The organism is Magnetofaba australis IT-1, assembly GCF_002109495.1.
GTDB lineage: Bacteria > Pseudomonadota > Magnetococcia > Magnetococcales > Magnetococcaceae > Magnetofaba > Magnetofaba australis.
The window spans coordinates 222673-245840 of the sequence record NZ_LVJN01000015.1 but is presented as its reverse complement, the minus strand read 5'-3'; the positions used below and the strand labels follow the sequence as shown (position 1 = coordinate 245840).

Annotated in this window: 19 protein-coding genes; 1 reads left to right on the top strand and 18 read right to left on the bottom strand. The window is 63.3% G+C overall.

What is annotated here, in order from left to right; all coding sequences use genetic code 11:
• Window positions 1-14: 14 nt before the first annotated feature.
• Complete coding sequence (locus MAIT1_RS03345) at window positions 15-605, top strand: DUF922 domain-containing protein (protein ID WP_085440733.1); 591 nt, start codon at window positions 15-17, stop codon at window positions 603-605.
• A gap of 306 nt (window positions 606-911) precedes the next feature.
• Here the strand turns inward: MAIT1_RS03345 and MAIT1_RS03340 are convergent, their stop codons facing one another.
• From MAIT1_RS03340 to MAIT1_RS03250, 18 genes are all read right to left on the bottom strand, one after another.
• On the bottom strand, window positions 912-1607 hold the full coding sequence (locus MAIT1_RS03340) for a methyl-accepting chemotaxis domain-containing protein (RefSeq protein WP_085440731.1): 696 nt from the start codon (window positions 1605-1607) through the stop codon (window positions 912-914).
• A 34-nt stretch (window positions 1608-1641) separates the two neighbouring features.
• A complete protein-coding gene (locus MAIT1_RS03335) occupies window positions 1642-2415 on the bottom strand; it encodes a ParA family protein (RefSeq protein ID WP_085440729.1) in 774 nt (257 codons plus the stop codon).
• 288 nt (window positions 2416-2703) lie between these two features.
• Window positions 2704-3072: a sulfur globule family protein gene (locus tag MAIT1_RS03330; RefSeq protein ID WP_085440728.1), complete on the bottom strand. Its 369-nt coding sequence runs from the start codon at window positions 3070-3072 to the stop codon at window positions 2704-2706.
• An 86-nt stretch (window positions 3073-3158) separates the two neighbouring features.
• Entirely contained in the window at window positions 3159-3536 is a 378-nt protein-coding gene (locus MAIT1_RS21755) for a sulfur globule protein CV1 (RefSeq protein WP_158089284.1), read from the bottom strand.
• A 96-nt stretch (window positions 3537-3632) separates the two neighbouring features.
• Window positions 3633-4670, bottom strand: a complete 1038-nt coding sequence (locus MAIT1_RS21420; RefSeq protein WP_143814629.1) for a hypothetical protein — start codon at window positions 4668-4670, stop codon at window positions 3633-3635.
• A gap of 122 nt (window positions 4671-4792) precedes the next feature.
• On the bottom strand, window positions 4793-5476 hold the full coding sequence (locus MAIT1_RS03310) for a hypothetical protein (RefSeq protein ID WP_143814628.1): 684 nt from the start codon (window positions 5474-5476) through the stop codon (window positions 4793-4795).
• A 5-nt stretch (window positions 5477-5481) separates the two neighbouring features.
• Complete coding sequence (locus tag MAIT1_RS03305) at window positions 5482-6096, bottom strand: hypothetical protein (RefSeq protein ID WP_085440720.1); 615 nt, start codon at window positions 6094-6096, stop codon at window positions 5482-5484.
• A gap of 23 nt (window positions 6097-6119) precedes the next feature.
• On the bottom strand, window positions 6120-6980 hold the full coding sequence (locus MAIT1_RS03300; RefSeq protein ID WP_085440718.1) for a hypothetical protein: 861 nt from the start codon (window positions 6978-6980) through the stop codon (window positions 6120-6122).
• Window positions 6981-7000: 20 nt separating this feature from the next.
• A complete protein-coding gene (locus MAIT1_RS03295; protein ID WP_085440716.1) occupies window positions 7001-10858 on the bottom strand; it encodes an efflux RND transporter permease subunit in 3858 nt (1285 codons plus the stop codon).
• Window positions 10859-10987: 129 nt separating this feature from the next.
• A complete protein-coding gene (locus MAIT1_RS03290) occupies window positions 10988-12154 on the bottom strand; it encodes an efflux RND transporter periplasmic adaptor subunit (RefSeq protein WP_241893404.1) in 1167 nt (388 codons plus the stop codon).
• A 371-nt stretch (window positions 12155-12525) separates the two neighbouring features.
• On the bottom strand, window positions 12526-12921 hold the full coding sequence (locus tag MAIT1_RS03285) for an SCP-2 sterol transfer family protein (protein WP_085440714.1): 396 nt from the start codon (window positions 12919-12921) through the stop codon (window positions 12526-12528).
• Between the two features lie 211 nt (window positions 12922-13132).
• Window positions 13133-13996, bottom strand: coding sequence for a DMT family transporter (locus MAIT1_RS03280; RefSeq protein WP_085440712.1), 864 nt, complete (start codon window positions 13994-13996; stop codon window positions 13133-13135).
• 42 nt (window positions 13997-14038) lie between these two features.
• Entirely contained in the window at window positions 14039-15082 is a 1044-nt protein-coding gene (locus MAIT1_RS03275) for a phosphate ABC transporter substrate-binding protein (RefSeq protein ID WP_158089283.1), read from the bottom strand.
• Between the two features lie 149 nt (window positions 15083-15231).
• A complete protein-coding gene (locus MAIT1_RS03270; protein ID WP_085440708.1) occupies window positions 15232-17535 on the bottom strand; it encodes an AAA family ATPase in 2304 nt (767 codons plus the stop codon).
• Window positions 17532-17747, bottom strand: a complete 216-nt coding sequence (locus MAIT1_RS03265) for a hypothetical protein (protein WP_085440707.1) — start codon at window positions 17745-17747, stop codon at window positions 17532-17534. The genes MAIT1_RS03270 and MAIT1_RS03265 overlap by 4 nt, the downstream gene beginning before the upstream one ends.
• 286 nt (window positions 17748-18033) lie before the next feature.
• The gene (locus MAIT1_RS03260; protein ID WP_085440705.1) at window positions 18034-19191 is read right to left on the bottom strand and encodes a hypothetical protein; all 1158 of its coding nucleotides are present in this window, start codon (window positions 19189-19191) and stop codon (window positions 18034-18036) included.
• Between the two features lie 394 nt (window positions 19192-19585).
• Window positions 19586-20746, bottom strand: a complete 1161-nt coding sequence (locus MAIT1_RS03255) for an MFS transporter (RefSeq protein WP_085440703.1) — start codon at window positions 20744-20746, stop codon at window positions 19586-19588.
• A 120-nt stretch (window positions 20747-20866) separates the two neighbouring features.
• Window positions 20867-23164, bottom strand: a complete 2298-nt coding sequence (locus MAIT1_RS03250; RefSeq protein ID WP_158089282.1) for a hybrid sensor histidine kinase/response regulator — start codon at window positions 23162-23164, stop codon at window positions 20867-20869.
• Window positions 23165-23168: the final 4 nt, after the last annotated feature.

Here is a 23168-nt window from a genome sequence, read left to right as displayed (position 1 = left end):
TGGGAGAGAGAAGCATGCGGTTACAGCGAAACCCCGCGCTGCTGGCGTTGCTGCTAACGATGTGGCTGCGTCCCATGGCGGCGGCGGCAGAGGTGACCTATGACGAACAGATCCACTTCTATGCGGTGCAAGGAGTGACCCCGGAGCAGATTCAACAGTCGTTGAGCGCCAAGCGCCGCGCCGTCACCGGGGACGACAACGACGCCATCACCAAATGGCAGGCCCATTGGCATTATAAGGATGATGGCGGCGCCAAAGATGGTCGCTGCCGCATCACCCGCGTCGACATCGACTACCGCGCCACTATCACCATGCCGCAGTGGGTGAATGCGCAATCCGCAAGCGAACAGACGCAGCAGATGTGGCGGCGTTTTTTTGATGCGCTCATGCGCCATGAACTCAACCATGTGCGTCTGGGACGCATCGCCACCCAGGCGATGCACAAAAAGCTGCTGGAGCTGCCCCCCGCATCCGATTGCGCTGAGCTCAAGCGACAGGTGAACGCCACGGCAAAGGCGTTCATCGACAAGACCAACCAAGTGAGCGACCGCTATGACGCCACCACCCAACACGGCGTCAAAGAGGGGGCGCAATTCCCGAATTGAGCTATCCCCTTGCGAAACCAAAACTGCACAGAACAGCCAATGTTTGCGTGACGTAGATTGAGCTTGCGCTGACTATTGGCCGCCGACTGGTCGGCGGCGGGGTCTGGGGGCCGCGCCCCCAGCGGGGTTTGGGGCGGAGCCCCAAGGTTTGGCTTTTGAACTTGGGAGCTCGAGGGCAGAGCCCTCGATATCTTTCATGACCAATATCCAAACCGTCCGATTCTAATTTCAACTGACAATAGCAAACGGGCCGGGAGATCACTCTCCCGGCCCGTTTGCTATTTCAAACTCTATGCGCCAGCGGGGTTAGTTGCCCCAGGGCATCCAGCGGTTCATCAAGCTCATTGGCCGCGCCGCGCCGCCCACATCATACTGCATGCGCGACATCGCCCCGGTCATCACATGCATGGCCTGATTCATCGCCGCCATGTTCTGCGAGATGCCCGGCAGCGTATCCAGCTTGCCGGAGATGCTCACCATGGTGGTGTTCATCTGCTGCACGCTGCCATTCATGGCGCCCACGTTCTCGGACATGCTCTCGACGTTCTCGGCGATGGACTGCATGTCCACGCTCATGGTCTCCATGTTGTCGCTGATGTACTCCAAGCGCGTGGACATCAGCTCCATGTTGTCCGACAGGCTCTTGATGTTAGCCGACAGCGAGCCCATGTTCATGCCCATCTTGGGGTCTATGGCCGTGGCCATACGCCGCATGTCCTGGGTCAGACTGAAAATCAGGAAGAAGCCGTAGATGGCCAGCACGATAAAGGCCGACAGCGACGGATAGACGATCAACTCCCACCGCCGCGCGCTCTTGTCGAAGCTCTTGGCGAACTGATCGAGCACGGTGGCCGAGCAGTTGACGCACTCGGAGTGCTGACCAATGGGAAAGACCGAAGGGATGCCGCGCCGACCGCCGGATTCAGACGCCTTGGCGGCGTCCTCGTCGGTTTGGGGCGCTTCGGTGGAGTTGGGGTCCGTCTGCTTGCCTTGATCGCTCATAGAGGATCCTTTTTACGCGGCGCATCGCGCCAAATCAGACCAAAATTTTATTATGATTTTTCTTTTTGCTGGTCTTTGCTTGCCCAGACGGTCCGCCTTTCGCGACCGCTTGAGCGGATTTCCCCCCTGCCTTGGCGCTCTGCCTCTTGGGCGCCGCGCGCTTCTTCGGCGCGGTCTCCGGGTAGAGCAGGCTGGCCAACTGCACGAACTCCTTGGCCGCTTTACTGGCGGGGGCCATCTCAAACACCCCCAAGCCCTCGCTGAAACTGCGGCGATAGGCGGTGCGCTGACCGATGCGCGCCTCAATCACACGCACCCCAGGCAGCATTTTCAGCGCCTCTTCGGTCTCCTCCGACTCCTTCAGAGCCGGATGGGTATCGGCGCGATTGACGAACAGCATCACTTCCGGCGGGGTCTCCCGCTGCAGCGTGGTTTCGTTGATGATATTCAAAAAGCGTTGCGTCGACCACACGTCGGCCTGACTGGGCGGCACCGGCACCACAATGCGCTGCGCCTGGGCGATGGCCTGACGCATGGCCCACAGATTGGAGGCGCCCACATCCACCAGGATGTCGTCGTCGGCGTGCTCCTTGAAGACCTTGCCCGGATCGCGATCGGGACGATAGACGGTGATGTCCGGCTCGGCGCCCTCTTCGCGGCGCACCTCCACCACATCGCTCAAGGTGGCCTGAGGATCCAGATCGAACGCCGCCACGCGACGTTTGGCGCGGGCCAGCCACACCGCCAGATTGAAGGCGATGGTGCTTTTGCCGCAGCCGCCTTTGAGATTTCCGATAACGGTGATCATCTGATCATCTACACACTTCGTCTGAGCAGCGTCCATCGCGCTGGACGGGTGGAAAACTTCGCCCGCCGGAGCGGAAAAACAGGCAAGGCGGCATCCGCTAGGATGGTTAAAACAATACAAAAAATAGTATCTATTGTTTGTACGAAATATTGCCGGGCAATGCAATGCGCGGCGGCGACTGCACGCGACCGCAGCGCAGAAAAAAAAGGGGGCCGAAGCCCCCTTTTTGGATTGGCTGGTCTGCGCCCGGGGAGCCGGGTTCAGACCGCCGCAGCCCGATTCGCCAGATTATTTGGCGGGGGCGGCGGGAGCAGCCGGGGCCACAGGGGCCACGGGGTAGCCGTAGGGCGCGGGAGCGCCGTAAGGAGCGCCCCAGGCGCCGGGATAGCCGTAGCCGTAACCGGGGTAGCCGTAGCCGTTGTAGCCGTTGTAGCCGTTGTAGCCGTTGTAGCCGTTGCCGTAGCCGGAGCCGGAGCCGGACATGTTGAAGCCGAAGTTGCCGGAACCGGAGCCGTTGCCAACACCGTTGCCCCAACCGTTGTTGTTGCCCCAACCCGAACCCGGACCCCAACCCCACCAAGCGTCGGCGTCGGAAGAGGTGACCATGGCCACGCCACCCAGCAGGGCGGCAATCGCGAGAACACGCAAGCTTTTCATAGTACGCAACTCCAATTTGTTGATTACCTTAAGAAAAGGCGAAGATGAAACCAACCTAACACGAACGGATGGCGTTCTGTCAATACTTACCACCCACCCGGACCAAAACCATTCCAGGGCGCGCCGCCCCAGGGGCCGCCCCAACCCGGGCCGCCCCAGCCGGGACCGCCCCAACCGCCGGGATACCAGCCGTTGTTGCCCAGACCGTTGCCCCAGCCATTGGCCCAACTGCGCCAATCGACATCGGCGTAGACGTTGAATTTGAGGTCGCCCCAGCCGTTGCCGTTGCCCCAGCCGTCACCCCAGCCGTTGCCATTGCCCCAACCGGGACCGCTCCAGGGACCACCGCCCCAACCGGGACCGTTCCAGGGACCGCCCCACCACGCTTCGGCGTCGGCAGAGGCCGCAGCCACCGACAAACCCATCACCGCCGCCAAAATCAACGCACTGCCGCGCTTCTTCATGCTCAAAGCTCCTGTTGCTTGTCCGTCATGCTCTTGCAGCCGCGCAAATCGGGCTGCAGTCTCAGCGCTTGCGCGCTCATCTCCCAGAGTCTGCACTCACCAGCTCCAGGGCCAATCCTGTCGCCAAGGCTCACGCCAGCCCCAATTGTTCCACGGCGAGCTGTTCATGTTCCATTCGCCGAAGGGGAGCTCCCCGCGCCGCCAACGGCCCCAGGACTCCTCATTGCGGCCAAAGCCGTCCAGCCCTTCGCGCGGTTCGCCCTCCAGCGGCGGAATATCCGTCCACGCCGGAGAGAAACCGAAGCGGGGCCAGCCAAGCGGATCGCCGCCACGGCGATTGGGCTCAAACCAGCGATCGCCGTTGCCCCAACTAAATCCCGGGTCGCCCCAACCGCGCGGCCCCCAGTAGGGGTCGGCGCCTTGGTGCGCCAGATCCCATTGGGTGGGCGCATCCCAATACCAGGGGTCTACCGTGTTGCGTCGACGCTGCGCCGCATAACCATCGCCCTGGCCGTTCCAGCGTTCAGGGTTAGCACCGTATCGGTCATCATAGCCCGGAGCATAACCAAAACGTCCATCATAATTTGGCTGCGCGCTATAATTTGGCGCGCCATAGCCCTGCTGGTTGGGAGCGTAACCACCACGCCCGCCGCTCTCCGGGACATAGCCGCCGCGCGCTGCGCCATAGCTCTCGGCGCCGTAATCGCGTCCCATGGGCGCATTGCGTCCGCCCTGCTGGCTCCATTGGCCGGATTGCGGCGCATAACCACGATTTTCATAGCCGCCATAGGCGCCGGAATAGCCGCCTTGACCGCCATAGGGCTCGGCATACCCGCCCTGACCGCCATACCCATCCCGACGCGGCGCGTTATAGCGATCCGCATAAGCGGGCGCGTTACGCGTATATCCCGAGGCGCTGCGCTGGGGATTGCCGTCGCCGTCGAACCCCTCTTGGAAATTGCGCATGAAGCGACCGAACTGACGTCCAAAACGATCACCGGAGGGCGCCATACGGTCGGGGTAATCCATGAATCGCTCCGCCTGACTGGACGGATCCATATCCGGCATCATGCCCATGCCAGCGCCGTGACTCTCTTGAACCGCCGCGCCGAAACCCACAGCTACAGCGAACATCAGCGTAGCGCCATGACCGTTCAGACGCAGCCAAGCCCCATGAATCGCGCGAATATCATGAAACCCTGATAAGTGAAAACGGGAACATGAGCAACCAAAAAATATTGATGACCCGAATAATCTCATGGTCTGACGCCCGTTTTTTGGGAAGAACCCGCTGGTTGTTGGGACCGACTGGATGGCATAGCCTCTTGCGTATAACCGGACGGTAGTTCGAATAACGCGGGCGGCGGCAACCCTTCAGCAATGCGCCGCATCCGCATCTGCGCGCCATCGGCGTAACGTTCGGCGATCACCACGCCCAGCGCGCGATCCACCCAGAGCTGGGCTAACGGCTCCACCTTCTGCTGCGCCACCCGATTCACCCGCCAACGTTCGGTTTCGCGCCCATCCAAACTCTGCGTCCCCTCCAACTGGCAACTTAAAGCCAAGTCAGTCTGACACGGACTGCGCGGATCATCCGGCAGCGGCGGAAACGCATCCGCCTGTAGCGGCTGACTCCAATAGACCTTGCGCGCCGGGAACAGCATCCACACCGAACGCAAATCGCGACGATGGATCACCACCACCTTTTCAGAACCCCGAAACGCTTCGGTGCGAATCCCCAACGGTCCCACATAGAGCCGCCCCAACTGCTTGCGTTTCTCGCCCTGAGCTGTCGCCATTTCGCGCTCGACCAGGGCAGAAAAAGCCGTCGCTTTGGCGGGCTTGGCCGCAAGCGGCTCCTGCGCCAGCACCGATGACCCCAGCGCCAACCACAGACTCATCAGAACGCCCCACCACGCAGCAAGCAATCGCCCGCTCATGGGCTTCACCAGTGGCGCGCAGGCGCCGCGCCCGCGGGGCCGCCTTCCAGGCTCCAGGGATTGACCGGCTGGGCCGATTGACCATAGCCGCCCGGCATATAGCCATTGCCGCTCCAACCACTGCCGTTATTCTGATATGGCGCGCTCTGATAGGGCGTTGTTTGCCCCCAACCGCCGCTATAAGGGGTGGGAGAAGTGGGTTTAGACCAGGGATTGACGCGGTTGGGCGAGATTTGCGCAGGCTCTGTTGTCAGCGCTACCCCCTGGCGGAACGGTACATTGCCCCACGGCCGGAATTGAAACGGCGCGTTGCTGCTCGGCGCGTTCGGAGTGGAATAGGTTGCGCCCGGTTGCGTCATGGAGGGCGCTGTCTGGGGACGATAGCCGCCGCCCGCCCAGCGCCAAGGGTTGCCGATGGGGGCCGCCGCCACTCCAGCGGAAGGGGCGACGCCCGGGGCGTTGCCATAGCCCATCGGCACACCGGGTTGATGCTTGGGCGCCGCGTTGACGGGGCCGGCGTTCCAGGCGTCATAGGTGAGGCCTTGCGCCTGCGCCGCGCTGGCTGCACACAGACCGAGCGACAGCGCAGCGCCGATCAGGCATCGGAATCCGTCTGGCATCTGGCGCTCTCCTCGCATTGGGGTCACTGTCCTGTCCGGCCCATATCCCGCGCGCCGCTGGGGGCGTCGTCTTGGGGCGGCTCATAACCTTGCGGCCACAGGAACCAACCTGCGGCGTTGGGGGTCGCCGGTTTGGCTTGCGGCGGCTGCGATGACTGCCCTTGCCAGCCGCCACGACCATTGGCGGCGCGCGCCGCCGGGTGTTCATTGGGATAGAAGCCAAAACGCGGCGGTTCGGCGGTGGGATGGAAACCCTCGCCGCCCTGGGCGCCGCTTTGGGCGTCAAACTGACCGCCGCCGCGTACGCCGCCATAAGCGTTCATGCCGCCCTGACCCATGCCCTGCTGACCCATGCCCTGCTGCCCCCTATTCGCGGGCCCCATACCGCCGCCATACTGCCCGGCGGCGGGCGGCGCGTAGTTGGGCTGATAGTCACGCCCTGCAGGCTGTTGCTGCGGGGCGTTGGCGTAACCGGGCGCATAGCCGCCATAGCCCTGTCCTGGGCGGGGCTGACCGGGGTAATAGCCAAACGAGGGCGGCTCGGGATAGGGGCTGGGCGCTTGCCAACCGCCCGGGTCGCCATAAGCGGCGGGCGCCTGTCCGCCAGAGTAGGGCGCGCCGCCATACGAACCACGCGGCGCGGCGTAGCCGCCGCCATATTGACCGCCGCCATACTGCGCGCCGCCGTATTGGCCGCCGCTATTGTAGCCGCCGCCAGAGCGCGCGCGGTTCTGCTCGCCGCCATTCCAAACATTGGACCAATCGGCGTTATAGGGCCAGGCCGAACTCCCCTGCGCCTGCGCCGAACCCAGCGCGCCGAGCCACAATGCGCCGAAGCTCACAGCCGTCGCCGCGCGTTTCCATCGTTTGTTACGCATCACCATTGCCGACCCTCCTGGTCCTTTTATCGCGCGCTGGGCAAACGGGAGCGGGAGCGGGTTTTCAAGCGGATGCCGCGACGCGACTTGCCGCGCCCCGAGGCGGGCTTGTCCGCACCCTTGGCCGCATCAGACTCCGGCTTCACCGGCTCCGGCACGGCCGGATCGCTGGGCTCCTGCCCGGCAACGGCTTTGGCCGTCGGTTTGCGCGCCGGTCGCTTACGCGGCGCCGCTTTCTTGGCCACAGTCGGCTTCTTGGCGGGCGCGGCCTTCTTGGGCGCGGGCGCCGCTTTCACCTCCGGCGCAGGCTTGGCCTCGGGCTCCGATTCCGGTTCCGACTCAACCACCGGCTCTGGCTCAACGACAGGCTCTGGTTCCAGTTCGGGCTTGGTCTCCACTTTCGCTGCAGGCTTCGGCTTGGCTTCCACCGGCTCCGGCGTCGACGCAGCCTTGGCTTCCGGCTTGGCCGCCGCTTGCGGGGCCACATCCGCTGTTTCCAATGAAGCGTAGCTCTCCATCTCCGCGTCGGCCAGCGCCTGCTCGGCCTCCTCTTCGGCGGAATCCACAGTCTCCAGAAGCTCCGCCTCTTCGTCTTCGCTCACCTTCGCCGCATGCTGATCACACGGCTTGGGCTTCTTGAAGGCGGATTCGGCGCTGATGCAGCCCAGCGGAATCACCACCAGCGTCAGCAGGGTGGAGATCAACGCCCCCGCCAGCAGGGAGATGGCCATGCCTTGGAAGATGAAGTCCGACAGAATCACCGACGAACCGGCCACCAGCGCCAGCGCGGTGATCATGATGGGACGCGTCCTCGCTTTGCACGCGCGCATCACCGCCTCACGCACCGAGGAGCCCGCCAGAATCTCCTGCTGGGAGAAGTCCACCAGCAGAATCGAGTTGCGCACGATGATCCCCGCCAGGGCGATAAAGCCAATCATCGAGGTGGCGGTGAATTTGGCGTCCATCAACCAGTGGCCGGGGATGATCCCCACCAGGGTCAGCGGAATCGGCGCCATGATGATGGCGGGCAGCGTGAAGTTGCCGAACTCCCACACCACCAGCATGTAGATGAGGATCAGCGCCACGCCAAAGGCGATGCCCATGTCGCGGAAGGTCTCATAGGTGACGGTCCACTCGCCGGTCCACTCGAAGCCGGAGACCGAGTAGGTTTCCGGCGGCCCCAGATACTCGCCGGCGATCTTCACGCCATCGGGGGCGGTGTAGCTGGCCAGCATCTCCTCCACATCGAACATGCCGTAGATGGGGGCGTCCAGACGCCCGGTCACCTCGCCGGTGACATACTCCACCGGACGCAGATCCTTGTGGTAGATCACCGGATCCTGACGGTCGCGCACAAAGCGGCCCAGCTCACGCAGCGGGGTCATCACGCCGCTTTGGGAGGCGATGGGCAGATCGCCCAGGCTGGTGATCTGGGAACGCTTCTCCAGCGGCACCTGCAGCACGATGTAGGTAGGCTCCAGCACCAGGCCGCGTTTGATGTCGCCCAGTTTGAAACCGCCCATGGCCATGCCCAGGTTGCGGTTGATGTCATCCACGGAGATGCCGCGACGCACCGCCTTTTCGGTATCCACCTCGAAGCGCCAGATGTCGTAGGGCTCCTCCAGATAGTTATCCACATCGACGATGGACTCGGAGCGCTCGAACATGGCGGTCATGTCTTTGGCCAACTGACGCCGCGACTCGGCGGTGGGACCGGTCACTTCGGCCACCACCGACTGCAGCACCGGCGGCCCCGGAGGCATCTCCACCACCTGCACCTTGGCGCCCATCTGCTGCGCCATGGGGGTGATCAGCTTCCGCACCGCCACGGCGATGTCGTGGCTGGTGCGCTCGCGCTCGCTCTTGTGCTTGAGCTGAACTTGGATATCCGCCTGCCACGACTCGCTGCGCATGTAGTAGTGGCGCACCAGACCGTTGAAGTTGAACGGCGAGGCGGTGCCGGTATAGGTCTGCATCGCGGTCACTTCAGCCACATTGTCGTAGATGGCGCGGGTGATCTGCTGAGCCACGTTGGCGGTCTTGGGCAGCGCGGTGCCCTCGGGCATATTGATCACCACGTTGAACTCGGGCTTATTGTCCAACGGCAGAATCTTCACCGTCACGCTGGTGGTGTAGAACAGCGCGCAGCAAGCGAAGAAGACTGCCACCAAACCACCCAGGAAGGTGAAGCCCCGGACTTTGCTATCGATGAGCGGCGGCAGCAGCTTGTGGTAGAAGCGGTCGAGCTTCTGCACCTGGGCGTGCTCTTTACGCTCGTAGCGCTCCAGGTTCATCATGGAGGGTTTGATCTTCTGCGCCAGCCAGGGGGTGAAGATGAAGGCGGCGAACAGGGAGAACAGCATCGCCACCGAGCCCAGCGCCGGGATGGGGGCCATATAGGGGCCCATCATGCCGGAGACGAAGCCCATGGGCAGCAGCGCGGCGATCACGGTAAAGGTGGCCAGGATGGTGGGGTTGCCCACCTCACGCACGGCGTCCACCGAGATGCCCTCGTCGGAGGAGCCATCCAGCAGCCAGCGGCGATAGATGTTCTCCACCACCACGATGGCGTCGTCCACCAGAATGCCGATGGAGAAGATCAACGCAAACAGCGACACCCGGTCGATGGTGAAGCCCATCAACAGCGCGGCAAACACCGTCATCAGGATCACCACCGGGATCACCACCAGGGTGACGATGGCCGGACGCAATCCCAGCGAGAACCACACCAGGAAGGTCACCGCCATGGTGGCGACGAAGAGTTTGAACAGCAGCTCGTTGACCTTCTCGTTGGCGGTGGCGCCGTAGTTACGGGTCACTTCAACATGCACGTTGTCAGGGATCAGCGAGCCCTTCATCTCCTCGACCTTGGCGAGGATCTCATTGGCCACGGAGACGCCGTTGGAGCCCTTCTTCTTGGCCACGGCGATAGTCACCGCCGGCGCGCCATGGGCTTTGGCGATCTGCTGATCCTGCAACGCGCGGCCGGTGGTGTAGGTGACCATCTGCTTGGTCTCTTCAGGGCCGGAGAAGACCCGCGCCACATCGCTCACATAGACGGGAATGCCGCCGCGGGAGCCCACCACCAGACGTTTGATATCTTCCGCGCTTTGCAGGAAGGCGCCGGTGTAGACCTGGAAGCCGGTGTTGCCGGACTCCACGCTGCCGATGCCCTTTTCGCTGTTGGCGGCGCTGATGGTCTGGGCGATCTGATCCAGGGTGACGCCGTAACCGGCCAGACGCTCGGGGAACACCTCCACGCGCACCTGTTCGCTGCGGCCGCCCACCACGAAGCCCTGGCTGGTCTTGGGCACCTCTTTGAGCTGCTGCAACACATCCATGGAGAGGATGCGCAAAGAGGCGTCATCCAAACCATCGGACCACAAGGTGAGGGTCACCACCGGGGTGTCGTCCACCGCCTTGGGTTTGACCAAAGGCTTGGAGACTCCGGGAGGAATCTTGTCCATGTTGGACTGCAGGCGGTCATACAGCTTGACCAGGGACTCTTCGAGATCCTCGCCCACCACGAACTGCACGGTCACCAGCGCCATGCCGCGCTTGGAGGCCGAGTAGACGTGCTTCACGCCAGTCATCTCGCTCATGATGCGCTCGAGGGGCTCAGCCACCTTTAGCGCCACCTCGTTGGAGGAGGCGCCTTCGAACTGCACCATGATGTCCACCATGGGCACCGAGATCTGGGGATCCTCCTGACGCGGGGTCAGGACCAAGCCCATAATGCCCATGGCCAGGCAGGCCGCCAGGAACAGCGGCGAGAGCGGCGAATGGATAAACGCTTTGGCCATACCGCCGGCGATGCCGAGGTTGCGCTCTTTCCCGGAAGAGCCCGCTTCGTGCTTGGAATGGTCCGCTTTGTCAGCATTCATGCCGTTGTTCCAACTTGTTGTGACTTCAAGAAGCCGTTGCCGCCTCGCGCTGCGCCCAGGCCGCGCGCGACACGCGAAACGCCATGCGAAGCAACGGGGCTTCGCATGGCGCGCGACAACGAGGGTCTGTTACTGCGCCGCTTGCGCCGCCGGATTCCACACTCCGGTGGGGGCGGCCACGGCGTTGGCCAGGATGCGATCCCCCGGCGACAGGCCGGAGAGCACGCTCACGGCGTTGTTGTTGACGAAGCCGCCCAGGCGAATCATGCGCAACTCCGGTTGACCGCTGGAGCCGAGCACCGTCACCGCCGGCAGGGAGCCGCGCCACAATACCGCGGTTTTGGGGATCACCGGCAGTTGTTCCACCGGGCTGGTGACGTCGGGAATGGAGACTTCGGCGTACATGCCCGGACCGCCCGGCACGTTGGGCGGCACCGCCAGCTTCACCGTCACGGTGTGGCGCTGGGGGTCGGCCATGGGGAAGATCTGCGCCACGCGGGTCTCGATCTGGGCGTCGCCCACATCCAGCTTGGCGGGGATCGACATGCCCTGCTTGACGCCCGGCATCAGACGCGCCGGCACGTCCACTTTGATCTGTAGATTGCGGGTGTCGGCGAACTCCAGCAGGGGCATGCCCGGCTGCACGGTGTCGCCCACCTCGATGTGCTTGCGCACGATCACACCGTCAAACGGGGCGATGGACTTGGTGTCGCGTAATGAGGCGCGCAACTCCTGCAGCGCAGCGCGGGCCTGTTCCAACCGCGCCTGGGCCTGCTGGATGCGGGCGCCTTGGGAGCGCACGTTGGCCCAGCGGGCGACTTTGGGATTGTCGGCGCCGATCATGTCGGAGAAGGGCCGGGTCATGTAGCGATCGAACATCTTGGGGATCGCCATGCCGGTGTTCTCGGACTCCATCGCCGAGCCGGAGTAGATCTCGCGGGTGTATTGCACCTTGGCGTCGCCGACGCCGGCCTCGGCGTTGACGAACTCCGCATAGGCGGCGCGCCACTTGGCTTTGAGGCTGTCATCGTTGAGGGAGACCAGCACGGTGTCTTTGGGGTGGTAGTCCCCCTCCACACCGGCGATGAAGGAGATCCGTCCCGGCGCCTGGGCGGCGAACGAGACCTCCTTGAGCGGCTCCACAGTGCCGCCCAGCTTGGTGCTGGCGCCAATGGGCTCGGAGCGCACGGTGATGTACTGCTGTGCGGCCATTGGTTGCGCCATAGCGGCGGGAGGCAACGCCAGGCTTCCCGCCAGCAGAGCCCCCATGGTCATGGAAAGACGCATGTTCGACATGGAACTATCCCTCAACTAGTGCCAGACAGACGCATCCTGCGTTCTGCGACTGGACGTATCGGGCTCCCGGCTTAAAGAAAGTCTCGGCGAACTTATCTGTCCGCTCTGCATATTATAGCCGCCTGGTTTTCCAGGTCGGTGAAGCGACGGGGGGTGGTTGTGACCTCCCCGTTGCAAGCCGGATTCGCTCACCCGTGACGGTGGCGAAACCATGACTTCGAGCATTGTTTCGGCGCCCAGGCCCGTGGACTTTAGCAAAGACGCCTGTTTTTTCTCAAAAAATCGCTCAAAAAAACGCTTAAGCACTGCACCACTCTGGCCGAAGGGCGGGGCCGAAATCGCCCCGCCCACAGCCGAAACCGCCGTCGCGATTAGACGCGACCCATCACCGTGAAGCTCTTGATGAAGGGACCGGCCATACGCGGATCCTTGATCATGGCGCCGTAGTCGCCGACCTGGAACTTGAGCTTACGCGAGGTGTAGGCCATGCCCAGACCCATCATGCCCAGACCTTTGGCGATCCACTTGTTCCAGTTGTCTTCGGAAGCGCGCAGATCCCAGTTCAATTCCTGACCGTCGTAGGCGCAGCCGATGGTGGCCTTGCCGTTTTCCACCACCAGCACGCCACGGGGCGTGTCTTCGCCATCGATGCCATAGCCGATGTTGGAATTAAAATTGATTTTCGCCAGAGCGTCGGACAGCTCGGACTCCTTGTTCCACTCTTCCTGGAATTTTTTCATCCACTCGTCGCCGAAAAGATCCGCCATGCTTCCCTCCATCCAGTCAAAACATTATAGGAAAATCGTTTCTCCAGCCGCGCTGGAGCGTCGAACCCGTTGAAAAACAAGCCCGATGAACTGTCTTGGACGCCATAAAACGGCCTGAGCGCCACTGCGCGCAGTTCTTTGTGAACGCCAAAAGGTAGCAAAAAGGATTTTTCAAAGGCAATGAAAATCGCCCCTCGCCGCCTTGAGCGCTTCACCCTAACACAATCAACAACAACCCGGCGAACATGATCAACGCGCCGCCAAAGCGCCGCCGCAATCCGCTCTCGCCCAACAGCCACGCCCCCAGCGCCACCGCCATCAGCGCGCTGGTGCGCTTGACCGCGATCACATAGGGGACCAGCCCCGCTTCGATGGCCAGCATATGGAACAGGATCACCGCCGCCATCAATCCGCCCTGGCGAATCAGCGCGGGCAGATTGCGCCGCACCTGCCCCAGATCGTCCCGCGCCAGCAGCCACGCCAGCGGCGTCATCAGCGCAGCGGTGACGCCGGTGACCGCCACCATCCACGCCAGCGCCGAACCGTTTTGCATGCCAATACGGTCGATATTGGCGGTAAAGCTGAACAGAAACGCCGTAATCAGCATGCTGCGCGCGCCCGGCTGGGTCCATAACGCCTGCAACGGCGCCCACCGGCCCAGATGGCGCTGGTCGATATTCAGCAGATAGGAGCCCGCCACGATCAACACGATGCCCCCCGCCCCCAGCAGCGTCGGCGCCTCGCCGATGAGCAGCGGGCTGGTGAGCAGCATGAACAGCGGCGTAAACGCCAGAATCGGCGCCGCCAACGACAGGTCGGCGTCACGCAGAGCGCGGGCGTAGAAGCCCAGCGCCGCCGACAGCAGCAGACCGCTGGCCACCGCAGCGGGCCAGAACAGCGGCCCAATCGGCGGCATGGGAATCCACGCCAACAGCGGCAGCATGAAGAGAAACGCAAACAGCTCCTGCGCCCACGCCAGCAGCCAGGGGTTGACCTGGCGCGTCAAGCGCTTGGAGAGCAGATCCTTGACCGCATGGATCAGCGCCGTGAGCAGCGCATAGAGGAGCCACAACATGCCCGCGCACCCGCCGGGAAAATAGGAAGCGCGTCAGCGCCTCTAGTCGTCGTTGGCTGAACGCTCTGCGCCGTTGGCCGGGATCGGCGCGCCGCCATGACCGATGGGAATCAGCCCATAACGCTCCAGGATACTCTGCCCCTCGGGGCCGCGCGCCCAGGCGATGAACTCGCTGACCGCCGGTTCCGGGTCACTGAGCATGTACATGTAGAGCGGGCGCACCAGCGGATAGGTCTGGCGCCGCAGATTGTCCGCCGTGGGGGAGATACAGCGGTCCGCGTCGGCCTTGCGCGTAGCGGCGCGGGCGTTGGTGTCCTGCAGGGCGGCGCCGGTTTCGCTTTCACGGGCGGCGAACTGCTCGCCGCGCCAGGGGTCCAGGCACAACCGTTTGACCCGCGAGGTGGCGTGGGCCATGCCCGCATAACCAATGGCGCAGGGGTCGTTGGCGACGCTGCTGACCACCTCTTCGGGGGTTTTGAAGTAACGCAGGTCACGCCGCATATGGCGTTTGTTCTCAAACAGGCTGCGGCGGAAGAAGACAAATTCGCCAGCGGTGTTCTTGCGCGTCACCGGACGCACGCGCCCGCCTTCGCAACCGGGCGCCTCCACCCCCAGATCGCTCCAGTGAATCTGCCGCCCCTCCTTGCCAAAAATCTCCTCCAGCTGCGCCAGGGAGATGCCGGTCAATGGATTGTCCGGGTGCACGATCACCGACAGCGCATCCCAACCGACGATATAGCCCACCGGCGAGCGGTGCAGACGACGATTGGTGAGGCTGATTTCGCGACTTTTCATGGGGCGGCTGGTGCTGGCGACCTCCACATGGCCATTGATCAACGCAGCGATGCCATTGCCGGAGCCGCCGCCCTGCACCTCCACACTCACGCCGCTGTTGTTGGCCACCGAGACCTGATAGGCGCGCGACCACAACAGCGCCACTTCAAACAGAATTTCCGAGCCTTTGAGGCGAATGGCGGCAGGCGCGGCGTTGGCGATATGGGGCGCGCTCAACAGCAGCACAGCGCCCACCATCAGCAGAGGGAAACCGCTGCGCCCAATGCGTCCAGCCGTGTGCGTCCAGTTCATCATAATCCCCCTGCCAATGCGCTCTGAGAGGCTGATTATCAACTCTTTTTTTCTGCTCAGACAGCCAGGATACCACGATTGCGCACAACAAACCGCCTGTCTGCGGCGGGCCGCGCGCTATCGCTGTCTGTCAGCGCCTCTTCACATCTCTATTCTGACTCAGACGCCTCGGGCGGCTCCCCCCCCTCGGATGTCACGATCAACTTATCTCGGTCGGCGCTGCAACTGATGCGCAGCGCAAACAACTCTTCGGCCCCCTTGGGAAACGACTGCCCCGCGATCCAGATCTGCGGCAGCGACAAATGCGCGCCGCGCAATCCTCCCAGGGCGTCGCGGATGCGCTCATCGTCGAAAAAGGCGAATGGTTCATCCAACGCCAGAAACTGCTTGCCACTTTGCGAGCGCGCCGCCATGGCCTGGGCCAGCGCCGCGCGCGCCGCCAGCAGCAGTTGCCGCCGCGCGCCGGTGGAGAGCTTCTCCAAACCGGAAAAGCCATTCTTCTCCGCCGAGAAGGCCTGCAAGCGCAGATCCTCATCAAAACGCACATGTTGATAGCGCCCGCGGGTAAACAGCGGCGCCAACTCGCCCACAGCGCGACGCAGCTCCTCATTAAAACGCGCAGCCATCTCCTTTTGCGTCACATCGAGCATGCGCAGGCCCAACTCGCGCACTTTCACGCCCTGCGCCGCCTTCTGCTGGCGCTCACGGGCGATCTCCAACCGCTCGGACATCTCGCGGCCGCTCTTGCGGCGCTCGCGCTCGACGTGAATCGCCTCTTCCAGACTCTGTTGTTCATCGGCAAAACGTTCGCGCTCCGTGAACGCTTCTGACAGATTCTCGTCCAAATCCTGCCGCAACAACAGCATACCATCGCGCAAAGAGTCGTGTAACCTCTTATATTGAGAGACAGTTTTCTTCCAACTGGGAGCCAGCGCCAAACGCTTGCCCGCATCGTGCAGCCAGTGGTTCAGATCCTCGCACCACGGCGCATCGCTGAGGGTGGCCAACTCCGGCAGACGCGCCAGGGTAGGCTCCTCGAACCAAGCGCGGATGCGCCGCGCCTGTTCACGGCCAAAACGCGCCTGACGCTCCAGATCGCGCAACCGCCGCCCCGACTCCTTGGCGCGCAGAGTCGCTGACACCGCACCGCCCAGCGCCACCAGCGCCACCATCCAACCGCCATGGAACAGCACGCGCCAAGCAAAACTTCCCTGTGCGCCCATGGTCCACTCGCCCAGACGGGTCCAGAACCCCGCAGCGGTCTGGGCGTCATGCTCCAGCGGCGCGCCCGGACCGGCCGCCGCCGCCAACGCCAGCGCGCCCAGCGCCAACAGAACGCCCAGCGCATAGCGCCCGCGCAGACGCAGTGTGCGCTCGCGCTGCTGTCGATGGCGACTGGCCTCCACTTCGAAGGTGCGCGCCGCCAGCGGATCGTCCTGAGAGCCGCGACCGCCCTCCCCCAGCCAGTGCGACCAGCGATCGGCAAAGCGGGTCATCTCCGCCATCAGCATCGCCAACGGCTCCAGCGCCGCCGTTACCTGCGCGCTCCATTGACGCAGCGCATCCACCGCCACCTCGATGGACTCTGGCTCCAGCAGGCTCTCCAAATCCTCTTTTTGCAGCAACAGAGCGGTCTCATCCAGCCCCTTGCGCAGCCGCGTCAGCTCCTGCTCCCAGCGTTTGTACTCCGCGCTCGGGCCGAGTTTGGCGATTTTGGGCTCCTCCAGCCGCTCGATTACCCGATCCATCTCCTGCAGCAGCGCGCGCCAGTCGCGAATGTGGCGCGCCTCCTCCAGTTGCCGCGCCTGCGCCTCGGTGAGACGTCCGCCCAGCTCGTCGAGCCGTCCTTCGCGCAGGTCCATCTCATCCAGACGCTGCGCCAGCTTGCGATTCTCTTCCGCCAGGGTCTGCGCCTGCCCGGCCATCTCGATCAACTCATCGGAGAGCGCCAGCGACACCCGCTCCAGACGGTCAATTCCCGACAGCGCCTTGAGGGTGTCGGCGTGGGCCGAATCGGCGTCGTCGCGACGTTGGGATAGATACAAGGCGTCGTGGTACTGGCGGAAGGTAAAGCCGATCAGTTCGTTGACCCGGCGATCAACCGCCCGCGCGCCCTGGGCGATCACCTGCCCGGAGTCGGACCGGGTCAACTGCGCGCGATGGTCGCCTTCGGCATTGAAGTAGCGGGTGATCTGGTAGACGTCGTCATTCCCGACGCTAAAGGTCAAACTCAAGGAGGCGTTGGGCGCCCCCCAGCGTACGGTCTGCGCCAGTTCATGGGGTTCGATATCGGCGGTGCGGCCAAACAGAGCCAGACAGATGGCCGACAACAGCGAGGATTTGCCCGACTCATTGGGTCCAAAAATCGCGATCAGTCCGGCGCGCGGCGGATCGATCAGCGCCAAGCGCCTGAATCGATAGAGATTCTCCGCCTCAAGCCGCAGGATGATCATAACGAGAACGCCTCGTCATCATCCTCGTCCAAACGCTCGAGCACCAGCCGCACGGCGGCGTCATAAAGGCCGCGATCAAAACTGGGATCGGTCTGCTCCGCGCGCGCGATCTCACGCTGGCTGGAGTCCAGGAACGCCTGCGTCGGGTCATCCAAACGGAATGGGGTCTGCTCGAGCGTGCTGGCCATGCGATCGGCGTCGGCTTTAAACATCACCCACGCCCCATCTGCTGCGGCATCCCTGCGCAAGATTTCACGCTTTGTCGAAAAACGTCCCACATGGCTTATCTCAATCCGATACAGGCCAGCGCGCAGGGCGCGCGCGCCGATCTCTCAATAACATATGAAAAACGCAAATGTCTCAGATCTTGTCAAAAGCGACGCCCCCACGCCGAACATGCGTCACAAAAGACGCATCAAGAGTCTGAGCCATGGCGATCAACGCCAATCTAAAAGCCTAACACCGACGCCGCCAATCAGCAATTGATCCGGATCAACGTCATGCAATGGTTACCGCTGCGTAACCGCTGTCAGGGTCTTTGAAATTTGTCACCTGACCGCGATACAGACGCGCCGCCGCGCCGAGCAGTCGATCCTGATAGGCGAACAGGCGGAAGTCGGCTTTCAGCGGTTTCGCCGTTTCGTCACACTGCACCTGGGAGGGCGGCGCCAGACGCTGAACCAGGGTCTCGGCGGGGTCGGTCTCGGCAAAGCGGTTGCGGCGCAGCGCCGTGCCCAGCACCACCCCGCGCGAGCCGTGGGAGGCGGCGGGTTTGAGCACCCACTGTTTCCGCTCTTCCCAGAACGCTTCAGGAGTGAAACTGTCCAGCGCGCGCACCTGGGGAATCAACTCAGCCAGACGCCGCGCCCGCGCCTCGCCCAGCCCGATCTCCATCAACCAGTGCGGATCGCTCAACCCCACCAGTCGCCGCTTGTCGGCCAACATGCCATACATGCGCGGATTGGGGCTCACGCACACCCGCCCGGCCAGATAAGCCGCCTTCAACCCCGCCATAGCGGGGGTGTCGAAGTAGAAGTCGCAATGCCTGTTATAGACAAAGTCTACCGCTTCGCCGTTCAAGCGCACGCCGGATTCGTCCATCTCCAGCTCTTCTGGGGCGCACACCGTGGCGGCCACATCCCAGTGGTTGAAGAAGCGTTCAAAGGCGCGCATCTCCGGATAGAGATACTGCCCGGTCGGGTTGTCATCCATGATCACCAGTCGCCGCAACGGACGTTCGACGCCGTTGTGGCGGGCAAACAGCCCCCACTCGGTGAGGAAGGCGTCCAGCAGCTGCTTCTGGTGATGGGTGGGCGGCGCATACTGGCCGACGAAATCGGCCCCGGTGACGTAGGGTCGGGTGGTCTGATAGGCGAACAGTCCGCCGCCGGCATTGGTGTTGACCTCGATCAGGCGCGGGCCATCGTCGGTGATGTGGAAATCGAACCCCATCATCACCGAAAAGTGCCCCGGATCGAATTGTGCGGTGGGGTGGATCGTGGGCTCCACCCGCTCGCGGTAGGCGGGTAGCGTGAGCAGGCCGTGCAGGCTCTTGGCCAGCCACGCCATGCGCTTGACGTTCTGACGCGAGACCGGGGTCTGGCAATCCAGCACGCCATGGGGCAGGCCGGGACGGGAGGGGGATGCATCATTCACGGCAAAGACTCCTGAACGGTTTGAACCCGCTCAGTATACGCTTACCGCGCCGCGAAGCCCATCCATGATCCGAAACCTGTCGTCGCTAGCACTCAAAAGTGAACATATGGGCGCTGCAAGATATCGAGGGCTTTGCCCTCGAGCTCCCAACGACCACACCGTGGGGCTCCGCCCCACACCCCGCTGGGGGCGCGGCCCCCAGACGATTCGGCAGGATTGCCGAATCGGACTCGCGCAGCGAGCCCGAAGGGTGAGGGCCATGGATGGCCCGAATCACCCCGCCGCCGACCAGTCGGCGGCCAATAGTCAGCGCAAGCCGAGGCAACGTCACGCAAACATTGAGCGCCTTGGATTTGTGTCAACCTGCTTTCAAGCGACTCTTATAATCTGAAGCCTAATGATCTGAAACCGGCGCGCGGCGCGCGAACAGGGCGGCGGCGCGCAGCGAGGCGATCACCCCCAGGGCGGCGGCCAGACTCATGATGGCGAACAGCGCCGCCGAACCCACCGCGCCATACAGAAAGCCGGACATCAGCAGCCCACCGCTGCCGCCAACCCCGAAGGAAAAGGCCGAATACCACGCCTGCGCCGAACCGCGCTGCTCGGGGGCGGCCAGATCGTGGCAACGGCGCACCGAAGCGACGTGGAACGAGCCGAAGGTGAAGGCGTGCAGCAGCTGCGCCGCCAGCAGCAGCGGCAGCCACAGGGTGGCGCCGATGACGCTCCAGCGCAGCGAGGCCAGAATCAGCGACAGCAGCAGCACGCGGGAGACGCCGAAGCGTTTGAGTATCCAGTTGGAGTTGGCCAGCACCGCGACTTCGGCGATCACCCCCAGCGCCCACAGCGCGCCGATCAGCGTGCGGCTGTAGCCGTTGGCCTCCAGATGGATGGAGTAGAAGCCGTAGTAGCCCGCATGGGAGAACTGCATCAGCATCGCCCCGGCGTAGAACCAGCGCGCCGCCGGATCACGCAGCAGCGAGGTCGGCGCCTCGGCGTCCGCATGCGGCGCGGTGTGCGCCGGACGCGGCATGCGGGTGGTGAGAAAGGCGTCGACGATGAGCAGCCCCAGGATCACCGGCAGGATGATGGCCACCCCGCGCCAATCCACCAACGCCCCCAGCGCCACCGAGCAGACGATAAAGCCGATGGAGCCCCACACCCGCACGCGACCATAGTCGCCACCGGTTTTGAGGCTGGTCTCCATGGCGGTGGCGTCCACCAGCGGCATGGCGGCGGCGTGCACAAAGCCATAGAAGGCGGTGACCGCAATCAACCAGTAAAGCTGGGTTCCCCAGAAGTAGAGACTGAAGGCGAAGGCCGAGGCGAAGGCGGTGGAGATGATCACCAGGGCGCGGCCGCGGCGGTCGGCCAGATGGCCCCAGAACGGCGTGCCCAGCATGCGCAGCCCCATGGTCAGGGCGGTGAGCACGCCGATGGATTCGTGGCTAATCCCCACCGACTCCAGATAGAGCGGCCAGTAGGGCAGCCAGATCCCTAACACGGCGAAGAAGCAGCCATAGTAGGCGGCCAGGGTCCAGTAGTGACGAGAGGTCATGAGCGGCCCGAGCGCGGGGGTGGGAGAGAACGACGCGCGCCCCCTCTTTACCGGCTCTGACGCGCAGATGCAATTGTTGGCGTTGGCGTGAGCTTTTCTCCACACGCGCAGGCGCCGCGCCTAGGCGTCCGCCTGCTCTGGATCCGCCGATGCGGCGGGGGACTCCTCCACCGCCACCGCATACTGCGCAATGGCCGCCATCAAGGTCTGTTTGCGGATCGGCTTGGTCAGATGATCGTCGCACCCCACCGCCAATGAACGCTCCGCTTCATCTCTCAAAGCATGCGCCGTGAGCGCCAGAATCGGCGTGCGCGGCGTTTTCATCTTATACTCCCGCAAACGGATCTCCCGCACCGCGCTGTAGCCATCCATCACCGGCATCTGCATATCCATCAGCACCAGATGGTATTGCCCCGCATTGAACAGCTCCAGCGCCTCCACACCATCAATAGCTACATCCACTTGATAGGGCGTGTGTTTTAGATAGGAGCGCACCAGCAGCGCATTATCGGGCATATCCTCAGCCAGCAGAATCCGCAGCGGTCGATCCAGCATCGGCGCCTCTGCGCCCTCATCCCACACCCGCTCAGGCGCGGGACGGCTCAGATCGGCCGGATCCGGCAGAGTCAAACGCGCCGTAAACTGGAAAGTGCTGCCCTTGCCCGGCTCGCTCTCCACCCAGATGCGCCCATCAAACAGATCCACCAGACGCTGACAGATGGAGAGCCCCAAACCGGTGCCGCCATGCTCCCGCGTCACATAGGCGCTGGCCTGGGTGAAGGGCTGAAAGATGCGCCCCTGCACCCCCTTCGGAATACCCGGACCGCTATCGGCCACGCGGAAACTCACTGTTACCGGCCCGGCTTTACGCTCTTCATCAAACTCCTGCTGTACTGAAACATCCAGCCACACCCCACCCTCTTTGGTGAACTTGATGGCGTTGCCCACCAGATTGATCAACACCTGGCGCAAGCGGGAGGCGTCGCCCACCAGCACCGGCGGCGCGCTGGGCTCCACCTGGCCGGAGAGCGCCAAACTCTTCTCCAGCGCCTTCTGACGGAACAGCGAGACGATTCCCTCCACCAGTTCGTCCAGACGGAATGGCTCATGGACCAACTCCATGCGTCCCGCCTCAATACGCGACAGATCGAGAATCTCGTTGATCAACTCCAGGAGATTGTTGGCCGCACGGGTCTGCACCGTGAGCAGTTCACGCTGTTCGTCATTCAACGGCGACTCATTGAGCAGCTCAGCCATGCCCAGAATGGCGTTCATGGGGGTGCGGATCTCATGGCTCATCAGGGCCAGGAATTCGCTTTTGGCCAAACTGGACGCCTCGGCGCGCTCCTTGGCCTGCCGCAACTCGCGCTCCAACGCCAACCGCTGGGTAATATCATCTTTGACGGCGATGTAGTGGGTGATCTCGCCCTCTTCGGAGAAGATCGGCGAAATGGACGCGCTCTCCCAAAACAGCCGCCCATCCTTGGCGCGGTTTTCAATCTCGCCGCGCCACGTCTGTCCCGCTTTAAGAGCGCGCCACATCTCTTCGTAGACCGAGGGGTCCATATGCCCGCTTTTGAGAATGCGCGGATTCAGACCAATCGCCTCATCGGCGTCGTAGCCGGTCACCTGAGAGAACTTGGGATTGACGTACTCAATGGCGCCGTGGGCGTCGGTAATCACCACCGAGGCCGAACTCTGCTCCACCGCGCGGGTGATCTTCTCCAATTGGGTCTCTTTTTCCAGAATCGCGCGCATCATCCGGTTAAGGGTGTCGGCCAGGCGGCCCAACTCATCGCCGGAACGCTTCTCCACCGGCGCGCTGTAGTCGCCCCGCGCCACCCGCTGCGCCGCCGCCATAAAATGTCCCAACGGCCCCAACACCTGCAGCCGGAAACCGAAAAACAGCGCTGCGCTGATCAACACCAGCGCCATCAAACCGATGACAAATTGCCGCCAGATCAGCTCCTCCACCCGTTGCTGGATATCGGCGCGACTGAGCACCAGAATCACATGCCCCAACAGTTCGTCGTCATAAAGAATGGGAAACGAGAGGCGCAGCAGATTGTCCCCAGCCAGATCGTGGCGCAACAGATCGGTGGAGTAGTGGGCGCTGGAATCATCGGCTTGGGAGGCCGCGCCCCGCTTGTGCTTAAGACCGGCAAAGGTGGACAGAGGACGACCATGGGCGTCGGTGATGGCGGCCAGGGCCATATCGGGCTGTCGCCCCAACTCCTGCACCAGATTCTCCAGGCCCACCATATCGAAACCGAGGATGGCGTCGGGACTGATGGTGGCCACATAACGCCCCAGCATTAGGCCGTGCTCGCGCAACTGCTGCTCCATGAAGCGGGACTGCTGGCGGGAGACGTAGAGGGTCTCCGCCACCAGGGCTCCGCCCAGGATCAGTATGATCATCCAA

Excerpts from the sequence above, each read along its gene's own strand:
- MAIT1_RS03345 (WP_085440733.1), top strand. The coding sequence starts at position 15 with ATGCGGTTACAGCGAAACCCCGCGCTGCTGGCGTTGCTGCTAACGATG.
- MAIT1_RS03340 (WP_085440731.1), bottom strand. The coding sequence starts at position 1,607 with ATGAGCGATCAAGGCAAGCAGACGGACCCCAACTCCACCGAAGCGCCC.
- MAIT1_RS03335 (WP_085440729.1), bottom strand. The coding sequence starts at position 2,415 with ATGATCACCGTTATCGGAAATCTCAAAGGCGGCTGCGGCAAAAGCACC.
- MAIT1_RS03330 (WP_085440728.1), bottom strand. The coding sequence starts at position 3,072 with ATGAAAAGCTTGCGTGTTCTCGCGATTGCCGCCCTGCTGGGTGGCGTG.
- MAIT1_RS21755 (WP_158089284.1), bottom strand. The coding sequence starts at position 3,536 with ATGAAGAAGCGCGGCAGTGCGTTGATTTTGGCGGCGGTGATGGGTTTG.
- MAIT1_RS21420 (WP_143814629.1), bottom strand. The coding sequence starts at position 4,670 with ATGTTCGCTGTAGCTGTGGGTTTCGGCGCGGCGGTTCAAGAGAGTCAC.
- MAIT1_RS03310 (WP_143814628.1), bottom strand. The coding sequence starts at position 5,476 with ATGAGCGGGCGATTGCTTGCTGCGTGGTGGGGCGTTCTGATGAGTCTG.
- MAIT1_RS03305 (WP_085440720.1), bottom strand. The coding sequence starts at position 6,096 with ATGCCAGACGGATTCCGATGCCTGATCGGCGCTGCGCTGTCGCTCGGT.
- MAIT1_RS03300 (WP_085440718.1), bottom strand. The coding sequence starts at position 6,980 with ATGGTGATGCGTAACAAACGATGGAAACGCGCGGCGACGGCTGTGAGC.
- MAIT1_RS03295 (WP_085440716.1), bottom strand. The coding sequence starts at position 10,858 with ATGAATGCTGACAAAGCGGACCATTCCAAGCACGAAGCGGGCTCTTCC.
- MAIT1_RS03290 (WP_241893404.1), bottom strand. The coding sequence starts at position 12,154 with ATGTCGAACATGCGTCTTTCCATGACCATGGGGGCTCTGCTGGCGGGA.
- MAIT1_RS03285 (WP_085440714.1), bottom strand. The coding sequence starts at position 12,921 with ATGGCGGATCTTTTCGGCGACGAGTGGATGAAAAAATTCCAGGAAGAG.
- MAIT1_RS03280 (WP_085440712.1), bottom strand. The coding sequence starts at position 13,996 with ATGTTGTGGCTCCTCTATGCGCTGCTCACGGCGCTGATCCATGCGGTC.
- MAIT1_RS03275 (WP_158089283.1), bottom strand. The coding sequence starts at position 15,082 with ATGAACTGGACGCACACGGCTGGACGCATTGGGCGCAGCGGTTTCCCT.
- MAIT1_RS03270 (WP_085440708.1), bottom strand. The coding sequence starts at position 17,535 with ATGATCATCCTGCGGCTTGAGGCGGAGAATCTCTATCGATTCAGGCGC.
- MAIT1_RS03265 (WP_085440707.1), bottom strand. The coding sequence starts at position 17,747 with ATGTTTAAAGCCGACGCCGATCGCATGGCCAGCACGCTCGAGCAGACC.
- MAIT1_RS03255 (WP_085440703.1), bottom strand. The coding sequence starts at position 20,746 with ATGACCTCTCGTCACTACTGGACCCTGGCCGCCTACTATGGCTGCTTC.
- MAIT1_RS03250 (WP_158089282.1), bottom strand. The coding sequence starts at position 23,164 with ATGATCATACTGATCCTGGGCGGAGCCCTGGTGGCGGAGACCCTCTAC.